Genomic DNA, 21,512 nt, shown 5'->3' with positions numbered 1-21,512 from the left:
ATGGCCCAGGCCCTGGCAAGCCGCGCGCCGAGCGCCATGCGGCGCTTCTCCACCCTGCTCTACCGGCGCCCCAACCTGTACCTGGCACTGCTGCTGGTGCCGCCGCTGATCTGGTTCGGCGCGATTTACCTGGGGTCGCTGCTGAGCCTGCTGTGGCAGGGTTTCTACACCTTCGACGACTTCACCATGGCGGTCACCCCCGACCTGACCCTGGGCAACTTCGCCGCGCTGTTCAACCCGTCGAACTTCGACATCATCCTGCGCACCCTGGGCATGGCCATCGCCGTGTCGCTGGCCAGCGCCGTGCTGGCTTTTCCCATCGCCTACTACATGGCCCGCTACACCAGCGGCAAAACCAAGGCGTTCTTCTATATCGCGGTGATGATGCCGATGTGGGCCAGCTACATCGTCAAGGCCTACGCCTGGACCTTGCTGCTGGCCAAGGGTGGCGTCGCCCAGTGGTTCGTCCAGCAGCTCAACCTGGGACCGGTGTTGCAGTTCATCCTCGGTATTCCCGGGGTGGGCGGCAGCACCCTGTCGACCTCGCACCTGGGGCGCTTCCTGGTGTTCGTGTACATCTGGCTGCCGTTCATGATCCTGCCGATCCAGGCTTCGCTGGAGCGCCTGCCGCCGTCGTTGCTGCAAGCCTCAGCGGACCTTGGCGCGCGCCCGCGGCAGACCTTCATGCAGATGATCCTGCCGCTGTCGGTGCCGGGCATCGCCGCAGGCTCGATCTTCACCTTCTCGCTGACCCTGGGCGATTTCATCGTCCCGCAACTGGTCGGCCCGCCCGGCTACTTCATCGGCAGCATGGTCTACGCCCAGCAAGGCGCCATCGGCAACATGCCCATGGCCGCGGCCTTTACCCTGGTGCCAATCGTGCTGATCGCCGTGTACCTGTCCATGGTCAAACGCCTGGGGGCCTTCGATGCACTCTGACCGCGCCTCGATCGGCCTGCGCCTGGCGGCCTGGGGCGGGCTGGTGTTCCTGCACTTCCCGATCCTGATCATCTTTCTTTATGCCTTCAACACCGAGGATGCCGCCTTCAGCTTTCCGCCCCAGGGCTTGACCCTGAAGTGGTTCAGCGTGGCGTTTGCGCGCCCGGACGTGCTGGAGTCGATCAAGCTGTCGCTGCAGGTCGCCTGCCTGGCGACATTGATCGCCCTGGTGCTCGGCACCCTGGCCTCGGCGGCGCTGTACCGGCGCAGCTTTTTCGGCAAGGAGAGCATTTCGCTGATGCTGATCCTGCCCATCGCCCTGCCCGGGATCATCACCGGCATCGCCCTGCTCTCGGCATTCAAGACCCTGGGCATAGAGCCGGGTATTTTCACCATCGTCGTCGGTCACGCCACCTTCTGCGTGGTGATCGTCTACAACAATGTCATCGCCCGCCTGCGGCGCACCTCGCAGAGCCTGATCGAGGCATCGATGGACCTGGGCGCCGACGGCTGGCAGACCTTTCGCTACATCGTTCTGCCCAACCTCGGTTCGGCATTGCTGGCAGGCGGCATGCTGGCCTTTGCCTTGTCGTTCGATGAAATCATCGTCACCACCTTTACCGCAGGCCACGAACGCACCCTGCCAATCTGGCTGCTCAACCAGTTGAGCCGGCCGCGCGACGTGCCGGTCACCAACGTGGTGGCCATGCTGGTGATGCTGGTGACCATGCTGCCGATCCTCGGCGCCTATTACCTGACCCGCGGCGGCGAAAGCGTAGCCGGCAGCGGCAAATAACTCCTGGAGGACTGGACCATGCAAACCCGACTGTTGATCAACGGCCAACTGGTGGACGGCGAAGGCGCAGGCTACGCGGTGCTCAACCCGGCGCTGGGCAGCGTGCTGGTGGAAGTCAACGAGGCCAGCGAGGCCCAGGTCGATGCTGCCGTGCGCGCCGCCGACCGGGCTTTTGACAGCTGGTCGCAGACCACGCCCAAAGACCGCTCGCTAGTGCTGCTCAAACTTGCCGACGCTATCGAGGCCCACGGCGAAGAGCTGGCCCGGCTGGAGTCGGACAACTGCGGCAAGCCTTACGCCGCCGCGCTCAATGACGAAATCCCGGCCATCGCCGATGTGTTCCGCTTTTTTGCCGGCGCCAGCCGCTGCCTCGGCGGTTCGGCCGCTGGTGAATACCTGCCGGGGCATACTTCGATGGTGCGCCGCGACCCGCTGGGCGTGGTCGCCTCAATCGCGCCGTGGAACTACCCGTTGATGATGGTCGCTTGGAAGATCGCCCCGGCGCTGGCCGCCGGCAACACCGTGGTGCTCAAGCCGTCGGAGCAAACGCCGCTGACTGCACTGCGGCTGGCAGAACTTGCCAGCGAGCTGTTGCCGGCTGGCGTGCTGAACATTCTTTTCGGCCGCGGCCCGAGTGTCGGCACGCCGCTGGTGACCCACCCGAAAGTGCGCATGGTGTCGCTGACCGGCTCCATTGCCACCGGCGCCAACATCATCGCCAGCACCGCCGACAGCGTGAAGCGCATGCACATGGAGCTGGGCGGCAAGGCCCCGGTGATCATTTTCGACGACGCCGATATCGACGCCGCCGTCGACGGCATCCGCACCTTCGGCTTCTACAACGCCGGCCAGGATTGCACGGCCGCTTGCCGCATCTATGTCCAGAGCGGCATCTACGAGAAATTCGTCGAGAAGCTCGGCAAGGCCGTGGCCAGCATCAAGCATGGCCTGCAGAACGACCCGGACACCGAGCTCGGCCCGCTGATCACCGCCCAGCACCGCGACCGGGTGGCGGCCATGGTCGAACGGGCGGTTGCCCAGCCGCATATTCGTCTGGTCACCGGTGGCAAGGCGGTGGCCGGTGACGGCTTTTTCTTCGAACCCACCGTGCTGGCCGATGCCCAGCAGGATGACGAAATCGTGCGCCGCGAAGTGTTCGGGCCGGTGGTCTCGGTGACCCGCTTCGACGATGAAGACCAGGCCCTGGCCTGGGCCAACGATTCCGACTACGGCCTGGCCTCGTCGCTGTGGACCGCTGACGTCGGCCGTGCCCACCGCGTCTCGGCGCGCCTGCAGTACGGCTGTACCTGGGTCAACACGCACTTTATGCTGGTCAGCGAAATGCCCCATGGCGGTCAGAAACTATCCGGCTATGGCAAGGATATGTCCATGTATGGACTGGAGGACTACACCTGCGTCCGGCATGTGATGTTCAAACATTAAGGTAAGGACACCCATGGAAATCACCCGACGCGACTTCATCAATGGAGTCGCCATCGGCGTTGCAGCGGGCCTGACCCCGCTGCAACTGCTTCAGGCTGCCCCCAGCGGGCGCTATTACCCACCGGCCTTGACCGGTTTGCGCGGCAGCCATGCCGGCGCCTTCGAAGTCGCCCACCAGATGGGCTGGGAGAAAAAGACCTTCGCCACCGACGCCCTGCCGATCAGCGAGGAATACGACCTGGTGGTGGTCGGCGGCGGGATCAGCGGCCTGGCGGCGGCGTTTTTCTACCGCGAGAAACATCCCGCCGCGAAGATCCTGATCCTCGAAAACCACGACGACTTCGGCGGCCACGCCAAACGCAACGAGTTCAGCGCCGGCGGGCGAATGATCCTCGGCTACGGCGGCAGTGAAGCCTTGCAGTCGCCCAATCACCTGTACAGCAAGGAGGTCAACGGCCTGCTGGAAAAACTCGGCGTGGATATCAAGCGCTTCGAGACTGCCTTTGACCGCAGTTTCTACCCGAACCTGGGCCTGTCGCGCGCGGTGTTCTTCGACCAGGAGACCTTCGGTGAAGACAAGCTGGTCACTGGCGACCCGACACCGATGGTTGCCGACGACATCGCCCCGGTGCAGCTCAATGCCCGCCCGATCGCCGACTTCATCAACGACTTCCCCCTGCCGGCAAGTGATCGCAAGGCCCTGATCGATCTGCACCAGGCGCCCCGGGATTATCTGGCCGGCAAGTCGCTGGAAGACAAGACCGCCTATCTGGAGCGCACCAGCTACCGCGACTTCCTGCTCAAGGACGTCGGCCTGTCGGCCAGGGCAGTCAAGTACTTCCAGGGCCGCGGCAACGACTTCATGGCCGTGGGCATTGATGCCGTCGCCGCTGCCGACGCCTACTCTGTCGGCTTCCCGGGCTTTGCCGCGATGAACCTGGCGCCGCTTAGCGAGGAAGCCAAGGCGGAGATGGAAGAGCCCTACATCTACCACTTCCCCGACGGCAACGCCTCGCTGGCACGCCTGCTGGTGCGCAGCCTGGTGCCATCGGTGGCGCCGGGCCAGAGCATGGAAGACATCGTCCTCGCCCACTTCGACTACAGCCAGCTCGACCGCGCCGGGCAGCCAGTACGCCTGCGCCTGAACAGCACCGCGGTGAGCGTGCGCAACGTCGCGGGCGGGGTCGATGTCGGCTACAGCCGCGCCGGGCAACTGGCCCGGGTGCGCGGCAAGCACTGCATCCTGGCCTGCTACAACATGATGATCCCCTACCTGCTGCGCGACCTGTCGGCCGCACAGGCCCATGCCCTGAGCCAGAACGTCAAGTTCCCGCTGGTGTACACCAAGGTCATCGTGCGCAACTGGCAGGCGTTCCAGAAGCTTGGCGTGCACGAAATCTACGCCGCCACCCAGCCCTACAGCCGGATCAAGCTCGACTACCCGGTAAGCCTCGGCGGCTACGAGCATCCACGCGACCCGGCGCAGCCCATCGGCCTGCACATGGTGTTAGTCCCGACCAGCCCCGACAGCGGCATGAACAGCCGCGACCAGGCCCGTGCCGGACGCGGGCGCCTGTACGGCACCTCATTCGAGGTGCTGGAACGCCAGTTGCGCGAGCAGTTGCAACGCATGCTGGGCCCTGGCGGCTTTGACCACAACAAGGACATCCTGGCGATCACGGTCAACCGCTGGCCCCATGGTTATGCCTGCTCCACCAATACCCTCTACGACGACCCGGCGCAGATCGAGCAGTGGATGGAACTGGCGCGCCAGCCGGTGGGCAAGGTCAGCATCGCCAACTCGGACGCGGCCTGGAGCGCCTATGCCCATGCGGCGATTGATGAGGCGTGGCGGGCGGTGGGGGAATTGGCCTAAATCCAGGAAACCTCCTTCATCCGTTGAGGCTTCGCCCTACGGACATCCCATTGCTGCATCGCCGACGGTATCATAACCTGATACCATGAATAATCATCAGGGCTGAAGTCGATCTTCAGCAAACCGATACCCAACAATCTTGAAGGGGCTCGCATCGAATCTATGTTGGTCGGTGCGCGAGCCCGGGTAATCGAAGGCAGAGGTTCACGCGTGCGCTTTGAACTCAATGGCGTGATCGCGACGTTCCATCGCCCTCATCCGGATAAAGATGCCAAGCCTTATCAGATCCGCGATGCGCGGTGCTTTCTGGAGCAGGCAGGAGTGACCCCATGAATGTCATGAACTACAAGGGCTACGCCGCCCGTATTGAATACAGCGATGAAGACCAATTGCTGATTGGCCATGTCGCCGGTATACGCGATGTGATCGGCTTTCACGCGCAATCGGTCCCGCAGTTGCGCAGCGCCTTCGAAGAAGCCGTGGATGATTACCTTGATACCTGCGCACGTCTGGGACGTGAGCCACAGAAAGCTTACTCGGGGAAATTGAGCTTGCGCCTTGAGCCGACGCTGCATGCCAGCGTCGCGCAAAAAGCTGAATTGGCAGACAAGAGCATCAACCAGTGGGTCTGCGATGTATTGAGCCAGGCCGCACATGCCTGAGGACCGATCGCAGGGCCTTGCCCGGCGATCGAGCACAAAGCACTGGCAACTCAGTCAATCACGCAAATCAGACTCATGTATCGGCTGCTCGCGACTGGTAGCCCGTTGATACTGTGCCGGCCACACCGCCTTGTTGCCGCCCAGGTCGTCGTCGGCGTGCAGCGGCCAGTACGGGTCGCGCAGTAGTTCGCGGGCGAGGAAGATGATATCGGCCTGCGCGGTACGCAAGATGGTTTCAGCCTGCATCGGGTCGGTAATCATCCCCACCGTCCCGGTGGCGATCCCCGCCTCTTCCCGCACTTTGGCCGCGAACTGGGTTTGATAACCCGGCCCGGTGGGGATCTCGGCTTTTACCGAAGTGCCGCCAGAGGACACGTCGATCAGGTCCACGCCTAATTTGCGCAGGCGCTTGGCCAGCTCCACAGTCTCATCCGGGTTCCAGCCATCTTCGACCCAATCGGTGGCCGAAAGCCGCACGAACACCGGCAATTCGGCCGGCCACACCTCGCGCACCGCTTCGGTCACTTGCAGGGTCAGGCGGATGCGGTTTTCGAAGCAGCTGCCGTACTGGTCACGGCGCTGGTTGCTCAATGGCGACAGGAACTGGTGCAACAGGTAACCATGGGCGGCATGCACTTCGACCACCTTGAAGCCTGCCTCAAGGGCGCGCCGCGCGGCAGCGACAAAGGCCTGGATGATCTCGCCGATCTGCGCTTCGCTCAGTTCAGTGGGTGCGGTGTGCTCCGGGTCGAAAGCAATCTTCGAGGGCCCCACTGGCACCCAGCCGCCATCCTCCACCTTGACGCTGCCATGCTTGCCCAGCCACGGCCGATGGGTGCTGGCCTTGCGCCCAGCATGGGCCAGTTGAACGCCTGGCACCGCGCCCTGGGCGGTGATGAATCGGGTGATGCGCTGCAGTGGCGGGATCTGTGCGTCGTCCCACAAGCCCAGGTCCTGGGCGCTAATGCGCCCGTCAGCGGTCACGGCAGTGGCTTCAGTGAAAATCAGCCCGGCACCACCCACCGCGCGGCTGCCCAGGTGCACCAGGTGCCAGTCATTGGCCAGGCCGTCGACACTGGAATACTGGCACATGGGTGAGACGGCTATGCGGTTGGGCAGGATCAGCTGGCGCAGGGTGTACGGTTCAAGCAGCAGGCTCATGGGGCACCTCTCAAATCAAGTGGTAAGGCTCCAGGTAGTTGACCGGCCGACTACAGAATCTTCCCCGCAGGTTCTTCGACCCATCTTTCGAAGCCTAGACCACTTTGCCCCGTGAGATCAGCGTGGCTCGATATGCGCGATCATCAGTTGCACGCTTTCCTGGCCGCGGAACTCGTTGACGTCAAGCTTGTAGGCCAGCTCGACCCAGCGCACGGTCGGATTGGGCCAGACTTCGCGATCGACGCCAAAGGCAATGCCATCGAGTTTGAGCGAACCGCATTCACTCTTGAGCACCACTTTCAAGTGACGCTCACCGACGACCCGCTGTTCGACCAGTTGGAATACCCCGTGGAACAGCGGTTCAGGGAAGTGCTGGCCCCAGGGCCCGGCGTGGCGCAAGGCGCGGGCCAGCTCCAGGTGAAATTCCTCGACCGCCAGGGTGCCGTCCGACAACAAGCGGCCGGTAAGGTCTTCTTCACGCAGCTGGCGGCGGGTTTCTTCGTCGAAGGCCTGGGCAAAGGCCGGGAAGTTCTCGGCCGGCAGCGACAGGCCGGCGGCCATGGCGTGGCCACCGAACTTGCTGATCAACTGCGGGTGACGCGCCGCCACGGCATCCAGCGCATCGCGAATATGAAAGCCCGGCACCGAGCGCGCCGAGCCCTTGAGCATGCCCTCGCCGGCATCGGCAAAGGCAATGGTCGGGCGGTGATAACGCTCTTTCAGGCGCGACGCGAGAATGCCGATCACGCCCTGGTGCCAGTCCGGCTCGAACAGGCACAGGCCGAACGGCATCGACTCCAGCGGCAGGTCCTTGAGCTGGGCCAAGGCTTCGCGCTGCATGCCCTGCTCGATGGACTTGCGGTCCTGGTTCAGTTCGTCGAGCTGGCCAGCCATCTCCCGGGCCAGGTTGGCATCGTCGCTGAGCAGGCACTCGATGCCCAGGCTCATATCGTCCAGGCGCCCGGCGGCATTGAGCCGTGGGCCGAGGATAAAACCAAGGTCAGTGGAAGTGATACGGGCATGATCGCGGCGGGCCACTTCAAGGATCGCCTTGAGCCCCGGCCGCGCACGCCCGGCGCGGATGCGCTCCAGGCCCTGATGAACCAGGATGCGGTTGTTGGCATCCAGTGGCACCACGTCGGCCACGCTGCCCAGGGCCACCAGGTCGAGCAGCTCGCCGATGTTCGGTTGCGCCGCGTTGTCGTAGTGACCGAGGCTGCGCAACCGCGCGCGCAGGGCCATCAGCACATAAAAGATCACCCCGACCCCGGCCAGCGCCTTGCTGGGGAACTCGCAGCCCGGCTGGTTGGGGTTGACGATGGCGTCGGCCGCCGGCAGCTCATGGCCAGGCAGGTGGTGATCGGTCACCAGTACCTTCAAGCCCGCAGCTTTGGCGGCGGCCACGCCTTCGACGCTGGAGATGCCATTGTCGACGGTGATCAGCAATTGCGGCTGGCGCTGCAAGGCCACTTCGACGATCTCCGGGGTCAGGCCGTAGCCGTACTCGAAGCGATTGGGCACCAGGTAATCGACATGCGCTGCGCCGAGCAGGCGCAGCCCGAGTACGCCGACAGTGCTGGCCGTGGCGCCGTCGGCATCGAAGTCGCCGACGATGAGGATGCGCTGGCGTTCTGCCAGTGCCGTCACCAACAAGTCGACCGCCGCCTCGATGCCCTTGAGCTGCTGGTAAGGCAGCAGGCGCGCCAGGCTTTTATCCAGCTCGGCTGCCGATTGCACGCCACGGGCGGCATACAGACGGGTCAGCAACGGTGGCAGGTCGCCAAGAAATGGCAGCGTGGACGGCAACGGGCGGGGATCGATACGCATGGGGCGATTAAGGCTTCTCGTGAATCAGGAAAATGTGATGGCGAGGCAATCGCGGCATCAGCCGCGCTCGCCCATCAGCCATTGCAGCTGGACTTCGTGCTGGCCGCGATCGTCGGTGACGAACACCGTGCCTTCGCTGATCATCACGTCCCACTTGATCGCCCGCGGCATGTCCGTGGCCAGGGTTTCCAAAACTTCCTGTGGCACGGCGGCGATGTTGAGGTTTTTCAGGTTCTTGACCGCCGGCAGCACCTTGGTTTCCCACACACGCAGGCTGCCATAGGCCAGCAGGCTGGTGCGCTCGGTGCGGCGCGAACACCAGGTCAGACGATCGGCATCGGGCTGGCCGACTTCAATCCAGTGCAGGATGCGATCGTCCAGGCTCTTTTCCCACACCGCCGCTTCGTCCACGTCCGACAGGCCGCGACCAAAAGACAGTTGCTCGTTGTACCACAAGGCGTAGGCCAGCAGACGCACGGCCATGCGCTCTTCGGTTTCCGACGGGTGACGGGCAATGGTCTGCTTGACGCTTTCGTACACGCCGCGGTCAAGGTCGGTAAGGTTCAGTTCAAACTTGTAGGTGGTGGAAGGCTGGGCCATGGACGGGCTTCTTGCGGCAAGGAAAGTCGCCCAGTCTAACCGATCCGCATGTTCCTTGCGCCGCGGCAGTATCTGGGCGCGCCCAGCTATGATAAAAACGGGGGCCCTGACCCGCTGCCACGGACGCCTCATGCCTACGCCCAGCAAACCCCTCGCCGGCCTCAAAGTCATCGAACTCGGCACCCTGATCGCCGGCCCGTTCGCTTCGCGCATCTGCGCAGAATTCGGCGCCGAGGTGATCAAGGTCGAGTCGCCCGATGGCGGCGACCCGCTGCGCAAGTGGCGCAAGCTGTATGAAGGCACCTCGCTGTGGTGGTTCGTCCAGGCCCGCAACAAGCAGTCGCTCACGCTCAACCTCAAGCATGCCGAAGGGTTGGAGATTCTCAAGAAGCTGCTGGCCGAAGCCGACATCCTGATCGAGAACTTCCGCCCCGGCGTGCTGGAAAAACTCGGCCTGGGTTGGGATGTGCTGCACGCCCTCAACCCCAAGCTGGTGATGGTGCGCCTGTCCGGCTTCGGCCAGACCGGGCCAATGAAAGACCAGCCCGGCTTCGGCGCCGTCGGCGAATCCATGGGCGGGCTGCGCTACATCACCGGGTTCGAGGACCGCCCGCCAGTGCGTACCGGCATCTCCATCGGTGACTCGATCGCGGCCTTGTGGGGCGTGATCGGTGCCTTGATGGCCCTGCGTCATCGCGAAGTCAACGGCGGCCAGGGCCAGGTGGTGGACGTGGCCCTGTACGAAGCGATCTTCGCCATGATGGAGAGCATGGTGCCGGAGTTCGACGTGTTCGGTTTTATCCGCGAGCGCACCGGCAACATCATGCCTGGCATCACCCCCTCCTCGATCCACACCAGCGCCGACGGCAAGCATGTGCAGATCGGCGCCAATGGCGATGCGATCTTCAAGCGCTTCATGCAGGCCATCGGCCGCAACGACCTGGCTGACGATCCGGCGCTTGCCGGCAATGACGGCCGCGACCTGCGCCGCGATGAACTGTACGGGGTGATCGACCGCTGGGCGCGGACCCTGCCCCTGGATACGCTGATGCAAGTGCTCAACGACGCCCAGGTGCCGGCCAGCCGCATCTACAGCGCCGAGGACATGTTCAGCGACCCGCAGTTTCTCGCCCGCGAGATGTTCCTGCAGGCCAAACTGCCCGACGGCAAGCCATTCAAGATGCCGGGAATCGTCCCCAAGCTCTCGGACACCCCGGGCTCCAGCGAGTGGGTCGGGCCGGAGCTTGGAGCCCATACCGAGCAGGTACTGGCCGGGCTGGGTTATGACACGGCAGCGATCGCCCGGCTACGCACACAAGGCGCAGTCTGAACGAGGCACTACTCAAGTTGCGTGGCAACGGTGGAGACCTGGACATGACCCATCACTGGCAAGCGAGCATGCGTCGTGGATTGCCGCTGTTGCTAGGTCTGTTGCTTTGCCTGGGCCTGCCCGCGTCGGCCTGGGCCAAGGAGCGTCTGTTCTGGTTGTTGCGCGACCTGCCGCCGCTGACCATTTTTGAAGGCACCGGCAAGGGCCAGGGGGTGATCGACCAGTTGCTGCCGCTGCTGATCGAACAGATGCCCGAGTACGATCACAGCGTTATCCGGGTCAACCGGGCGCGGGGCATCCAGATGCTCCAGGAGTCCAGTTTCACCTGCGACCCTACCCTGTTGTGGACCCCGGAACGTGCGCGCTATGTGCATTTCTCGATACCCAGCCTGGGTGTGCTCAGCAGCGGCCTGGTGATCCGGCGCAAAGACCAGCACCTGCTCGAATCCTACTTGCACAATGACAAGGTCGACCTGCAGGCACTGCTCGGCCATACCCCGCTCAAGCTCGGGGTCGTCGCCCAGCGCAGCTATAGCCCGGCCGTTGATGAATTGCTCAAGACCCTGCCCGACACCACCCTGAGTCGGCACTACGGCAATGATGCCGTTACCAGCCTGCTGCAGATGCAGCAACATGACCGTCTGCAACTGGTGCTCGGCTACTGGCCGGAGGTGCGCTACCTGTTGCAACAACAAGGCTGGTCCCCCGATGACTACGCCTTCTACCCGGTCCAGGGCGTCGAGCAGTACCAGTTGCTGCGGGTCGGCTGCTCCGACACGCCCCTGGGGCGCGAAGCCATCAGCCATATCAACAAGCTGTTGCTGGGGCTGCGCAACGACACCTTGCCCGACCTGTACGCGCAGTGGCTGGCGCCGCAAATGCGCGAGCAGTACCGGCACGACAGCCTGCGTCTGTTTGGCGAGCATCCCTGAGCCTGAATCGCAGGCAAAAAGAAACCCCGAACGGTGGGGAGGCCGCGCGGGGCTAAACAAAAGCCCTTGGGGGCTTCGCACGACAGCTTCACGACATCGGAGCAAAATCCCGATCAGCTGTCCTTGTTAGGTCTGATTGCTCTGTCCGGCAAAGGTTCCGTCACACCCCGGCGCTGATCGAACGCGCTTGTTGCAGGTGGCGCTGCGCCGCGATAACGCAAGGCTGCAGGCGCCCTTCGACGATCAACAGGTCACGCTGCAAGCCATCGACCAGATCGACCAGCAAGCGCTGGTCCTGCAACTGGCTGGGCTTGACCGTGCGCTGCAGCACGCTGCGGTTGGTTTCATCGGTCAGGCGCAGGTCGAAATCACAGCCGGTGCTCAGGCGCACAAGCCTGACCCGGTACGGTGCCAATGCTTCACCAAGCAACAATCTGATACACTCCATCTCATTCATTGTTCACCTACCTGTCGAGAAGGGGTCTTTCACTGACCCTGAGGCAGCCGGAAAAGTTCTCTCAGTGCGATTTCCTTTACCCAGCATGCCCGGCAAAAATGACAGATTGAAATCCAGCACGTTGAGCGGAGCCTGCCTGTGACAGCCCCTGCCCCCAGTGAACTGCGCATCATCCTGGCCGATGACCACCCGATCTTTCGCATCGGCTTGCGGGCCGTGCTCGAGCAGCTTGCGGGCATTCGCGTGGTGGGCGAAGCCGGCGGCCCGCTGGAGCTCACGACCCTGCTGCAACGTCAGGAATGCGACGTGCTGATCACCGATTTCATGATGCCGCTGGAGCAGCAGAACGACGGCCTGAAGCTGCTTGAACAACTGCGCCGGCACCATCCACAACTGCCGCTGCTGGTGGTGACCATGCTCAACAACGCCGGGCTGTTCCGGGCGATGCTGGGCCTGGGCGTCAATGGCCTGCTGAGCAAGGCCAGCCTGGCCGACGAATTGCCCCAGGCCATCGCGCGCCTGCGCAGCGGCAAGATTTACCTGGCCGACTCGGTGCAGCAGTTGTTGTTGCAGGACGGTGCCGTGCGTGAAGACCTTGCCCGTGAGCAGACGGCGTTGTCGCCGCGGGAACTGGAAGTCGCTCGCCTGCTCGCCGCCGGCCATACGGTCGGCCAGATTGCCGCCCTGCTCAACCGCAGCAAGCAGACGGTGAGCAGCCAGAAGGTCAGTGCCATGCGCAAGCTGGGCCTGGCCAATGACGCTGCGTTGTACCTTTACTTGCAGGAACACGGCTTGGGCTGAAGGAGGCTCACGCCCTGCGCCGATGCCTGGCCTCGCCCGGTTCGCGTTCCAGCATCCACTGGCGCAGGTCTTGCCCGGCCATCGGCCGGGCAATGAAATAGCCCTGCATGATCGGGCTGCCCAGGGCCTTGATCGCCATCAGGTCATCCACGGTCTCGACGCCCTCGACCACCACCTTAAGGTCCATGCGCCGGGCCATGATCAGCACCCCCGCCACCACCGCGGCCTTGCGGCCATCGTCGGCCATGCCACGGACAAACTCGCTGGGCAGCTTCAGTTCACTGAACGGCAGTTCCAGCAGGCGCTGCAGGTTGGACACACCCATGCCGAAGTCATCGATCGACAGCTGGCAACCCTGGATACGCAAGTGCAGCAGCCCTTCAAGCTGGTTGCTGTCGAGCTGGCAGCCATGGGTTTCGATGACCTCCAGGGTCAGGGCACTGGCCGGTACATCATGACGCTTGAGGGCCGCGACGACCTGTGCGGCGAAATCGTCGCGGGTGAGCATCTGCGGGGCAATATTGACCGCCACGGGCAGTGGCTGGCCGCTGTCCAACCGGGCCTGGGCACTGAAGGCCAAAGCCTGGTCAAGTACATGCCAACTGAGGGTCTCAAGCAACCCGGCGCCTTCGATCAAGGGGAAGAACTGGCCGGGGCTGAGCAGGCCAAGGCTCGGATGCTGCCAGCGCACCAGCGCCTCGACCCCGGCGACGGCGCCGTCGAACCCGACCTTGGGTTGATAGTGGACGACCCACTGCGCCTTGCTCTGCGCCACTTCGGCCGGCGACATGGCCAACAGCTCGGCATGCGCTGGCACGGCGAGCGCCTGGGGCGAATCGCCGGGTTCGTCCAGGTAGCGGCGCATCAGCTTGTGCAGGGAAACGCTGCAAGCCGGCTTCTGCAGACTGCCAAGGACCCGCAAGCCCAATTGCCGGGCCAGGTCGGCAACGCTGTCGAGCACCCCGCGCTCGGCACTGCTGAGGATAATCAGCGCCGCCGCCAGGCCACTGTCGGCCAGGTGACGGATCAGCTCCAGGCCGTCCTGACCGTCCATGTGCAAGTCGCAGATGGCGATGTCGACCCGCCCGCGCCGGGACAGGGTCTGCCGTGCGCCGTCGACCGACTCCGCCGTCAGCACATCGAAGACGCCATTGGCGTTGAGCATCTGATGCAAGGCCATCAGTTGGAAAGGATGATCCTCAAGAATCAGAACCTTCAGTGAGCGCATGAAAATTTCCCCGCAGTAGCCGATCTGTACGACAGCACCCTGCCACTCTAGGAAAATTGGCCTAGGACGCCCATAGGACATGTCCTAAAGTTCAGACGACATTTTCCACAGCTCTTGTTGAATGTCCTGCTGCAACTGCTCTATCGCGGCTTCAAGCGTTGTCCATGCCAACTTCGCCAATGCCGTGTCACGCCCTTGGCTGGCGGCCTCCAGTTGCGCACAGGCCTGCGCCAGCGGCAACGCATCAATCAGGCAGGCGACGCCCTTGAGACGATGCAAGGCCACGCCAATACGTTCCCATCCCTGCGCCTGGACGGCAGAGGCCAGCAAGGCGGATTCTTCGCGCAGGTTTTTCAGCAGCTCTTCCAGCATGCGTTGCAGCACGGCGCTATTGGCCTGGGTCATTTTCTGCAGGGTCTGCATCCTGAAGCTGAGCGGCGCAACCAGGCTTTCGATCACAGCGACAAGCTGGGTCAGCGCGACCGGCTTTACCAGGCATTCATCCATACCGGCCTCAAGGCAGCGGGCGCGCTCTTCCTTCATGGCGTTGGCGGTGCAGCCGACGATGGCCACGGCGGGCCGCTGGCTGCTGCGCTCCAGGCGGCGGATGCCACGGGCCAGGGCGTAGCCGTTCATCACCGGCATGTTGCAGTCGCTGAGCACCAGGTCGAACTCACTCTCCTGCAAGGCCTGCAACGCACTTTGGCCGTTTTCCACGGCCAGCACCTGGTGGCCGAGAAACTCCAGTTGCTGGCTGAGCACCAGGCGGCTGGCAGACAGGTCATCGACCACCAGGATCCGCCGCGCAGGCCCGGCGTACAGCCGTGGCGCCTCCACGGGTGGTGCAGTTTCGCTGGTCACAGCTTCGAGGGTCAGTTCGACACTGACCTCGGTGCCTTTGCCGAGCACGCTGCGCAAGGCAATGCTGCCGCCCATCAATTCGAGCAACTGCCGGCAAATACTCAGGCCCAGGCCCGAACCGCCATATTCGGCGCCCGCACCGGCCTGGGCGAAGGGCTGGAACAACTCGCTCTGCTGTTGCGCGCTGATTCCAATACCGGTGTCGCGCACACACAGCCGCAAGCCGACGCCGTGCACGCTGTCACGCCCACTGCGGCTGACCTGCAACTCCACCACCCCCAGGTGGGTGAATTTCAGGGCATTGCCCAGCAGGTTGGTCAGCACCTGACGCAAACGCACCGGGTCGAACCAGTACACCCCGTGAGCATCGCTGGCCAGTTGCAGGCGCAAGTCCAGGCCCTGAGCCAGGGCCTGGGCCTGGAACTGATCGACGATAGCCTTGAGGAACGGCGCCAGCGCCCGGGCCTGAGGTTCAAGGTGCAGGCTGCCAGCCTCGATACGGGCAAGGTCCAGGCTGTCACCGATCAGGGCAATCAGCTCGCGGGCCGACTGATGGGCGGTTTCCAGCCGCTGGGACGGCTGCTCACCCCGACCCAGGGTGGTTTCCCGCTCAAGTTCGAGCAGGCCGATGATCACTGCCATGGGTGTACGAATCTCGTGGCTCATGGTTGCCAGAAACGCACTTTTGGCCTGGTTGGCCTGCTCGGCCTGCTGCCTGGCCTCGACCAACGCCGCTTCCAGCTGCTTGCGCTCGGTGATGTCGATCCAGCCACCCAGCAAGCCCTGCAACTGGCCATCGGCACGGTAGAACGGCACGGTCCATTGGTAGGCATCGACGCGCTGGCCCTGGAATTCGATATGCCTGTCGACGAAAACCGGCTTGGGGTCGCGCAGCAGGTCGAGGTAATCGGCATGCATCTGCGCGGCAAGCTCAGGCGGGATTACCTCGATGTCGGTCAGGCGCTGGCCCTTGACGTCATCCAGTTGCAGCGAAAACACCTGTTCATAGCTCTTGTTGCAGGTGATCAGCCGCCCTTGCAGGTCGCGCACGTAGATTGGGTTGGGAATGCCGTCGAGCAAGGCACGCTTGAACGCCAGCTGGTCGTTGAGGGCTTCTTCGGCCTTTTGCCGCTGGTTGATCTGCGCCCGCAGGCGGCTGCTCCAGACCAGCGACACCAGCCCGAACAGCACCGCTGCCGCCACGGTCCAGTAGATCCACGGTGCAATCCGCTGCCAGGCCGGCGCCGGCGGCGCCAACGCACCCAGCCACTTCATGCGCACAGTGCGCAGCTCGGCGACCGGGAAGGCTTCCAGGGCCTTGTTCAAAATGCTCTCCAGCTCCGGAGCACTGCGCCGCACCGAGAACCTGTCCGGCGCCCACTTGCCCTCGACTCCGCGCCCGACCTTGAGCACCGGGTCATTGCCAATCACGCTGTAGGCGCCGATTTCACTGTCGATGGTCGCCAGGGCTTCGCCGTTGCGGACCTTTTCCCGGGCTTGCTCCAGCGAGTCGACCAAGAGCAGGCGAATACCGGGGTGGTCCTGGCGGATAGTGCCTTCGAGCGCGTGCTGCGCCGGCAGTGCCAGGGTCTGCCCGGCCAGTTCATCCAGGGACGCCAGGCCCAATTGCGCCTGGCGCACGATGAACACCCAGCTCTGCCCGCCAAAGGAGTGGGTAAAGTCGAGAAATTCACGACGCTCCGGGGTCTCGCTCAAGGTAGTGCTCATGTCGGCCTGGCCGCTCCTGAGCATCTCCAGGCTCTGGGCAATCGACGCCGATGGCGCGTAGACAAACCGCAGCCCGGTCATCTGCGCGATGGTCGCCAGGACATCACTGCTAAGGCCAACCCAGGCGCCCTGGCGGGTGCGGAACAGGTAAGGCGGGTACTGGCTGCCGACCACCGTCACGCTCGGATGACGGGCGATCCATTGGCGCTCCGCCACGCTCAGCTCGACCCGGTGATGGGCAACGTCCGAGCCCAGCCCGGAGGTCCAGCGCCCTAGAATCTCGCGGCGCACCGACTCATCAATGCTGGCCAGCGCGTCGTTGAACATCTGCTGCAGCAGTCGGTCCTCGGCGCGCACGGCAAAAGCGAAGCCGATCGGTGGCAAGGCGCTGGGGCCGACCACCTGCAGCCCTAGATACGGACGCAGGGCATTGAAGGCACGGATGATGATCTCGTTGCCAACAAACGCATCCACTTCGCCCTGGTTGAGCGCTTCCAGTGCACTGCTCAGGTTCGGCGCCAGCAGCACCTGGCTGTCGGGATAGACCCGGTGCATGACCCGGGTGTCGGCGTAGCCGTCGAGCAGGACCACCTTCATCCCCGCCAGGGAAGCAGGCGGAACCGGCGCGCCGCCACGCACCACGACCATCGAGCGGTCCGGAATGTAATCGTCGGAGAACGCCAGGCCCGGCACGCTGCGCTCAAAGCCATTGGCACTGGTCAGTACATCGATCTCGCCCTGGTGCAGGGCATCGATGGCCTGCTCGCGTTTGGCAAAGGCCAGCACCTGGGTCTTCACCCCCAGGCGTTCAGACACAAGGCTCAGGTAGTCGGCGCTGATACCCTGGTAGCGATTGCGATCGATGGTGATGTCCACCGGCTCGTAATCGGCAAACGAAATGCCGACCCGCAGTACCCGCGCCGGGCCCAGCCACTTTTGCTGGGCCGGGGTCAACGGCATTGGCCCAAGCTCGGTGAACGGTGGCGCCAGGGTAAACGACAGGCTCTGGGCGGCCAGGGCCCACGGCACGATGCCCAGCCAGAACAGGCAGGCTAGCAACAGCCCTGTTGTGCGACGATGTCCTGTGCTCATTGATACCCTTGATCCGTTGCTGCAAACCAATGCCAGTGTAGAAATAAAAAAGCCCGTCAGAGACGGGCTTTATTGTGCCAATCAGTCGATCAGAGCGGTTTGCCGCGATTACCGTGCTGGCTGACGAAGGCCTGAACGGCTTTCAGGTCATTGGCCAGTACTGTGCACTTCTCTTCGCGGGCGAACAGGTCAGTCAGGTGCGCCGGCAGCTCCAGAGCCTTGCCGACACCGGCCTTCTCCACCGCTTCGGGGAACTTCACCGGATGCGCAGTGCCCAGCACCACCATTGGTGTGTCCAGGCTGCGGCGGCACTCGCGGGCGGCCTTGACGCCGATCGCGGTGTGCGGGTCGAGCACCTCGCCGGTCTGGGCGAAGACGTCGGCGATGGTTTCGCAGGTTTGTGCATCATCGACCGCCAGCGAATCGAACAGCTTGCGCGCTTCGGTCCAGCGATCCTGTTCGACGCTGAAGCCGCCACCCTGCTTGAAGTTGTCCATCAGGCCGGCGATGGCCGCACCATTGCGACCGTGCAGGTCGAACAGCAGGCGTTCGAAGTTTGACGAGACCATGATGTCCATGGACGGTGACAGGGTCGCGTGCAGGGTTTCCTTGACGTACTGGTTGCCGCTCATGAAGCGGTGCAGGATGTCGTTGCGGTTGGTGGCGACGATCAGCTGGCTGATCGGCAGGCCCATGTTGCGCGCCAGGTAGCCGGCGAAGATGTCGCCGAAGTTGCCGGTTGGTACCGAGAACGCCACCGAGCGCGCCGGGCCGCCCAACTGCAGGGCTGCGTGGAAGTAGTAGACGATCTGGGCCATGATCCGCGCCCAGTTGATCGAGTTCACCGCCACCAGGCGAGTGCCCTTGAGGAAGCCCTGGTCAGCGAAGCTGGCCTTGACCATTTCCTGGCAGTCGTCGAAGTTGCCTTCGATGGCGATGTTGTGGATGTTCTCGCCGAAGATGGTGGTCATCTGCCGGCGCTGAACCTCCGACACGCGCTGGTGCGGATGAAGGATGAAGATATCGACATTGTCGCAACGGCGGCAGCCTTCGATGGCCGCGGAGCCGGTGTCACCGCTGGTAGCGCCGATGATCACCACGCGCTCGCCTCGCTTGGCCAGCACATGGTCAAGCAGGCGGCCGAGCAGTTGCAGGGCGAAATCCTTGAACGCCAGGGTCGGGCCGTGGAACAGCTCCAGCACCCATTCGTTGCTGTTCAGCTGACGCAGCGGTGCGACTGCGGCGTGGGCGAACTCGCCGTAGGTTTCTTCGAGAATCTTCTTGAAATCGGCATCGGCGATGCTGCCGGTAACGAACGGGCGCATCACCCGGAAAGCCAGTTCGTGGTACGGCAGGCCGGCCCAGGAAGCGATTTCTTCCTGAGTGAAACGTGGCAGGTTTTCCGGCACGTACAGGCCGCCGTCGCTGGCAAGACCGGCCAGCAGCACGTCTTCAAAGTTCAGGGCCGGTGCCTGGCCGCGGGTACTGATGTAGCGCATTTTTGCAAACCTTCGGTTTGAGCTTCAAGCTTCAAGCCTCAAGCTGCAAGTCACCGCAGTCCCGCTGTGATCTTGCAGCTTGTAGCTTGCCGCTTGCCGCAGTTGTCAGTTGAGTTGTTCGACGCGGATACGCACGACGTTTCCGACCACATCCTGCAAGGCTTCCAGGGCGGTAATGGCGTCGTTCATGCGTTGCTCGACCACTCGGTGAGTGAGCAGGATCATGGGCACCAGGCCGTCCTGTTCCTCGACTTCCTTCTGCATGATCGATTCGATGTTGATGCCGCGCTCGGAAAGGATGCTCGCCACCTGGGCCAGCACGCCCGGATGATCCTTGGCCTGGATGCGCAGGTAATAGGCGCTTTCGCAGGCTTCGATCGGCAGGATCGGGTGGGCCGACAGCGAGTCAGGCTGGAAGGCCAGGTGCGGTACGCGGTTCTCCGGGTCGGACGTCATGGCGCGAACCACGTCGACCAGGTCGGCGATCACCGACGAAGCGGTCGGTTCCATGCCGGCGCCAGCACCGTAGAACAGGGTCGAACCGGCAGCATCACCGTTGACCATCACGGCATTCATCACGCCGTTGACGTTGGCGATCAGGCGGTCGGCCGGGATCAGCGTCGGGTGCACACGCAGTTCGATACCGTTGGCAGTGCTGCGGGCCACACCCAGGTGCTTGATGCGATAACCCAGCGCTTCGGCGTAGTTGACGTCAGCGGTGGTCAGCTGAGTGATGCCTTCGGTGTAGGCCTTGTCGAACTGCAGCGGGATACCAAAGGCGATGGACGCCAGGATGGTCAGCTTGTGCGCAGCATCGATGCCTTCGACGTCGAAGGTCGGGTCGGCTTCGGCGTAACCCAGGGCCTGGGCTTCGGCCAGCACGTCAGGGAACGCACGGCCTTTTTCACGCATTTCGGTGAGGATGAAGTTGCCGGTGCCGTTGATGATCCCGGCCACCCAGTTGATACGGTTGGCCGACAGGCCTTCGCGGATCGCCTTGATCACCGGGATGCCACCGGCCACGGCCGCTTCGAAGGCGACGATAACGCCCTTCTCGCGGGCCTTGGCGAAGATCTCGTTGCCGTGCACGGCAATCAGCGCCTTGTTGGCAGTGACCACGTGCTTGCCATTGTCGATGGCCTTGAGCACCAGCTCGCGGGCAATGGTGTAGCCGCCGATCAGCTCGATGACAATGTCGATTTCCGGGTTCGTTGCGACCTCGAACACATCAGCGGTAATGGGGGTACCGGTAATCTGGCAATTCGGGTTTGGCGAACGCATGGCAATCTGTGCCACTTCAATACCACGCCCGGCACGGCGGGCGATCTCCTCGGCGTTACGCTGAAGTACATTGAAGGTACCGCCACCGACGGTCCCCAACCCACAGATGCCTACTTTGACCGGTTTCACTGTGAACTCCCCATGAAACGACCGGCTGGCAGCCGATCGTGAAACTGCCGTCACCCCAGGGTGACGGCTTGCGATTGAATTACTTGGCCAGGGCCAGTTTGGCCACTTGCGGCGCCGGCTGGTAGCCCGGAATCACCTGGCCGTTTTCCAGGACGATGGCCGGCGTGCCGTTGACGCCGATCGACTGGCCCAGGGCGAACTGCTTGCCGACCGGGTTGGCGCACTTGGCGGCCTTGATTTCCTTGCCGTCGATCATCTTGTCCAGCGCCGCCTTGCGGTCGCTCGAACACCAGACCGCCTGCAACTGCTCGTCACCCGGCGAACCCAGGCCCTGACGCGGGAAGGCGACGTAGCGCACTTCGATACCGCGACGGTTGAGCTCAGGCACTTCGGCGTGCAGCTTGTGGCAGTACGGGCAGGTGGTGTCGGTAAACACGGTGATGTGCGACTTGGTCTCGCCCTTGGCAGGATAAACCACCATCTCCCCCGCTGGAATGGCATTGATGGTCTTGGCGATGGCCTGCCGCTCGGTCTTCTCGGTCAGGTTGACCGGCTTGCCGTCCTGGATCTGGAACAGGTAGCCCTGCATGACGAACTGGCCGTCGGCGCTGGCGTACAGCACACGGCCGCCTTCGAGCTTGACTTCATACAGGCCGTTGAGCGGGCTGCTGGCAACGCTGTCGACCGGCACGCCCAGTTCCAGGGACTGCAGGGTCTTGCGGATCGCCTGCTCGGCGTTGTCGGTGGCAGCGGCAAAAGTACTGACCAGCGCCAGGGCGGCGGCGGCGAAAATCTGGGTCACGCGCATGGGATCTCCTGAAGGCGGACAGGGGGCTGGATGCAACACGCCCGTACTGAAAACGGGGTGTC

18 protein-coding genes are annotated in these 21,512 nt (G+C 63.5%); 9 read left to right on the top strand and 9 right to left on the bottom strand.

Going from position 1 to position 21,512, the window contains the following annotated elements:
• From ABIE20_RS08645 to ABIE20_RS08620, 6 genes are all read left to right on the top strand, one after another.
• The gene (locus tag ABIE20_RS08645; RefSeq protein ID WP_429504389.1) at positions 1 to 939 is read left to right on the top strand and encodes an ABC transporter permease; all 939 of its coding nucleotides are present in this window, start codon (positions 1 to 3) and stop codon (positions 937 to 939) included.
• Positions 929 to 1,735, top strand: a complete 807-nt coding sequence (locus ABIE20_RS08640; protein ID WP_429504387.1) for an ABC transporter permease — start codon at positions 929 to 931, stop codon at positions 1,733 to 1,735. Before ABIE20_RS08645 ends, ABIE20_RS08640 begins: the two co-directional genes overlap by 11 nt.
• 18 nt (positions 1,736 to 1,753) lie before the next feature.
• A complete protein-coding gene (locus ABIE20_RS08635; protein ID WP_429504385.1) occupies positions 1,754 to 3,178 on the top strand; it encodes a gamma-aminobutyraldehyde dehydrogenase in 1,425 nt (474 codons plus the stop codon).
• Between the two features lie 13 nt (positions 3,179 to 3,191).
• A complete protein-coding gene (locus ABIE20_RS08630) occupies positions 3,192 to 5,054 on the top strand; it encodes an NAD(P)-binding protein (protein ID WP_429504383.1) in 1,863 nt (620 codons plus the stop codon).
• Between the two features lie 162 nt (positions 5,055 to 5,216).
• A complete protein-coding gene (locus ABIE20_RS08625) occupies positions 5,217 to 5,387 on the top strand; it encodes a type II toxin-antitoxin system HicA family toxin (RefSeq protein ID WP_429504382.1) in 171 nt (56 codons plus the stop codon).
• On the top strand, positions 5,384 to 5,716 hold the full coding sequence (locus ABIE20_RS08620; RefSeq protein WP_429504380.1) for a type II toxin-antitoxin system HicB family antitoxin: 333 nt from the start codon (positions 5,384 to 5,386) through the stop codon (positions 5,714 to 5,716). The genes ABIE20_RS08625 and ABIE20_RS08620 overlap by 4 nt, the downstream gene beginning before the upstream one ends.
• Positions 5,717 to 5,770: 54 nt before the next feature.
• On the opposite strand, the gene ABIE20_RS08615 is transcribed toward ABIE20_RS08620, so the two are convergent.
• The 3 genes from ABIE20_RS08615 to ABIE20_RS08605 form a co-directional block, all read right to left on the bottom strand.
• A complete protein-coding gene (locus ABIE20_RS08615) occupies positions 5,771 to 6,877 on the bottom strand; it encodes an NADH:flavin oxidoreductase/NADH oxidase (protein WP_429504378.1) in 1,107 nt (368 codons plus the stop codon).
• A 117-nt stretch (positions 6,878 to 6,994) separates the two neighbouring features.
• Complete coding sequence (recJ, locus tag ABIE20_RS08610) at positions 6,995 to 8,704, bottom strand: single-stranded-DNA-specific exonuclease RecJ (RefSeq protein WP_429504376.1); 1,710 nt, start codon at positions 8,702 to 8,704, stop codon at positions 6,995 to 6,997.
• Between the two features lie 57 nt (positions 8,705 to 8,761).
• The gene (locus ABIE20_RS08605) at positions 8,762 to 9,304 is read right to left on the bottom strand and encodes a YaeQ family protein (RefSeq protein ID WP_429504375.1); all 543 of its coding nucleotides are present in this window, start codon (positions 9,302 to 9,304) and stop codon (positions 8,762 to 8,764) included.
• A 130-nt stretch (positions 9,305 to 9,434) separates the two neighbouring features.
• Between ABIE20_RS08605 and ABIE20_RS08600 the strand changes: the two genes are divergently transcribed.
• Positions 9,435 to 10,634, top strand: a complete 1,200-nt coding sequence (locus ABIE20_RS08600) for a CaiB/BaiF CoA transferase family protein (protein WP_429504373.1) — start codon at positions 9,435 to 9,437, stop codon at positions 10,632 to 10,634.
• Between the two features lie 44 nt (positions 10,635 to 10,678).
• Entirely contained in the window at positions 10,679 to 11,566 is an 888-nt protein-coding gene (locus ABIE20_RS08595) for a TIGR02285 family protein (protein ID WP_429504372.1), read from the top strand.
• A 160-nt stretch (positions 11,567 to 11,726) separates the two neighbouring features.
• Here the strand turns inward: ABIE20_RS08595 and ABIE20_RS08590 are convergent, their stop codons facing one another.
• Positions 11,727 to 12,023 (bottom strand): DUF3509 domain-containing protein, encoded by a 297-nt coding sequence (locus ABIE20_RS08590; protein ID WP_429504370.1) that lies wholly within the window; start codon positions 12,021 to 12,023, stop codon positions 11,727 to 11,729.
• Between the two features lie 138 nt (positions 12,024 to 12,161).
• Here ABIE20_RS08590 and ABIE20_RS08585 point away from each other — a divergent pair, with 138 nt between their 5' ends.
• Positions 12,162 to 12,824: a response regulator gene (locus ABIE20_RS08585; RefSeq protein WP_429504368.1), complete on the top strand. Its 663-nt coding sequence runs from the start codon at positions 12,162 to 12,164 to the stop codon at positions 12,822 to 12,824.
• 7 nt (positions 12,825 to 12,831) lie between these two features.
• Here the strand turns inward: ABIE20_RS08585 and ABIE20_RS08580 are convergent, their stop codons facing one another.
• The 5 genes from ABIE20_RS08580 to dsbC all read right to left on the bottom strand — a co-directional run bounded on the left by ABIE20_RS08580 (position 12,832) and on the right by dsbC (position 21,450).
• A complete protein-coding gene (locus ABIE20_RS08580) occupies positions 12,832 to 14,052 on the bottom strand; it encodes an EAL domain-containing response regulator (RefSeq protein ID WP_429504366.1) in 1,221 nt (406 codons plus the stop codon).
• Between the two features lie 84 nt (positions 14,053 to 14,136).
• On the bottom strand, positions 14,137 to 17,733 hold the full coding sequence (locus ABIE20_RS08575) for a transporter substrate-binding domain-containing protein (protein ID WP_429504364.1): 3,597 nt from the start codon (positions 17,731 to 17,733) through the stop codon (positions 14,137 to 14,139).
• 89 nt (positions 17,734 to 17,822) lie between these two features.
• Positions 17,823 to 19,232 carry a threonine synthase gene (thrC, locus tag ABIE20_RS08570; RefSeq protein ID WP_045193698.1) on the bottom strand — a complete coding sequence of 470 codons (1,410 nt, stop codon included), beginning with the start codon at positions 19,230 to 19,232 and terminating at the stop codon, positions 17,823 to 17,825.
• 105 nt (positions 19,233 to 19,337) lie between these two features.
• Positions 19,338 to 20,642, bottom strand: coding sequence for a homoserine dehydrogenase (locus ABIE20_RS08565; protein WP_429504362.1), 1,305 nt, complete (start codon positions 20,640 to 20,642; stop codon positions 19,338 to 19,340).
• 79 nt (positions 20,643 to 20,721) lie between these two features.
• Positions 20,722 to 21,450 (bottom strand): bifunctional protein-disulfide isomerase/oxidoreductase DsbC, encoded by a 729-nt coding sequence (dsbC, locus tag ABIE20_RS08560; RefSeq protein WP_429504360.1) that lies wholly within the window; start codon positions 21,448 to 21,450, stop codon positions 20,722 to 20,724.
• Positions 21,451 to 21,512: the final 62 nt, after the last annotated feature.

The sequence above is a fragment of the Pseudomonas sp. 2835 genome (assembly GCF_050435905.1).
Taxonomy (GTDB): Bacteria; Pseudomonadota; Gammaproteobacteria; order Pseudomonadales; family Pseudomonadaceae; genus Aquipseudomonas.
Note: the sequence above shows the minus strand (reverse complement) of the source record. Positions and strands in the feature narration are given on the sequence as shown.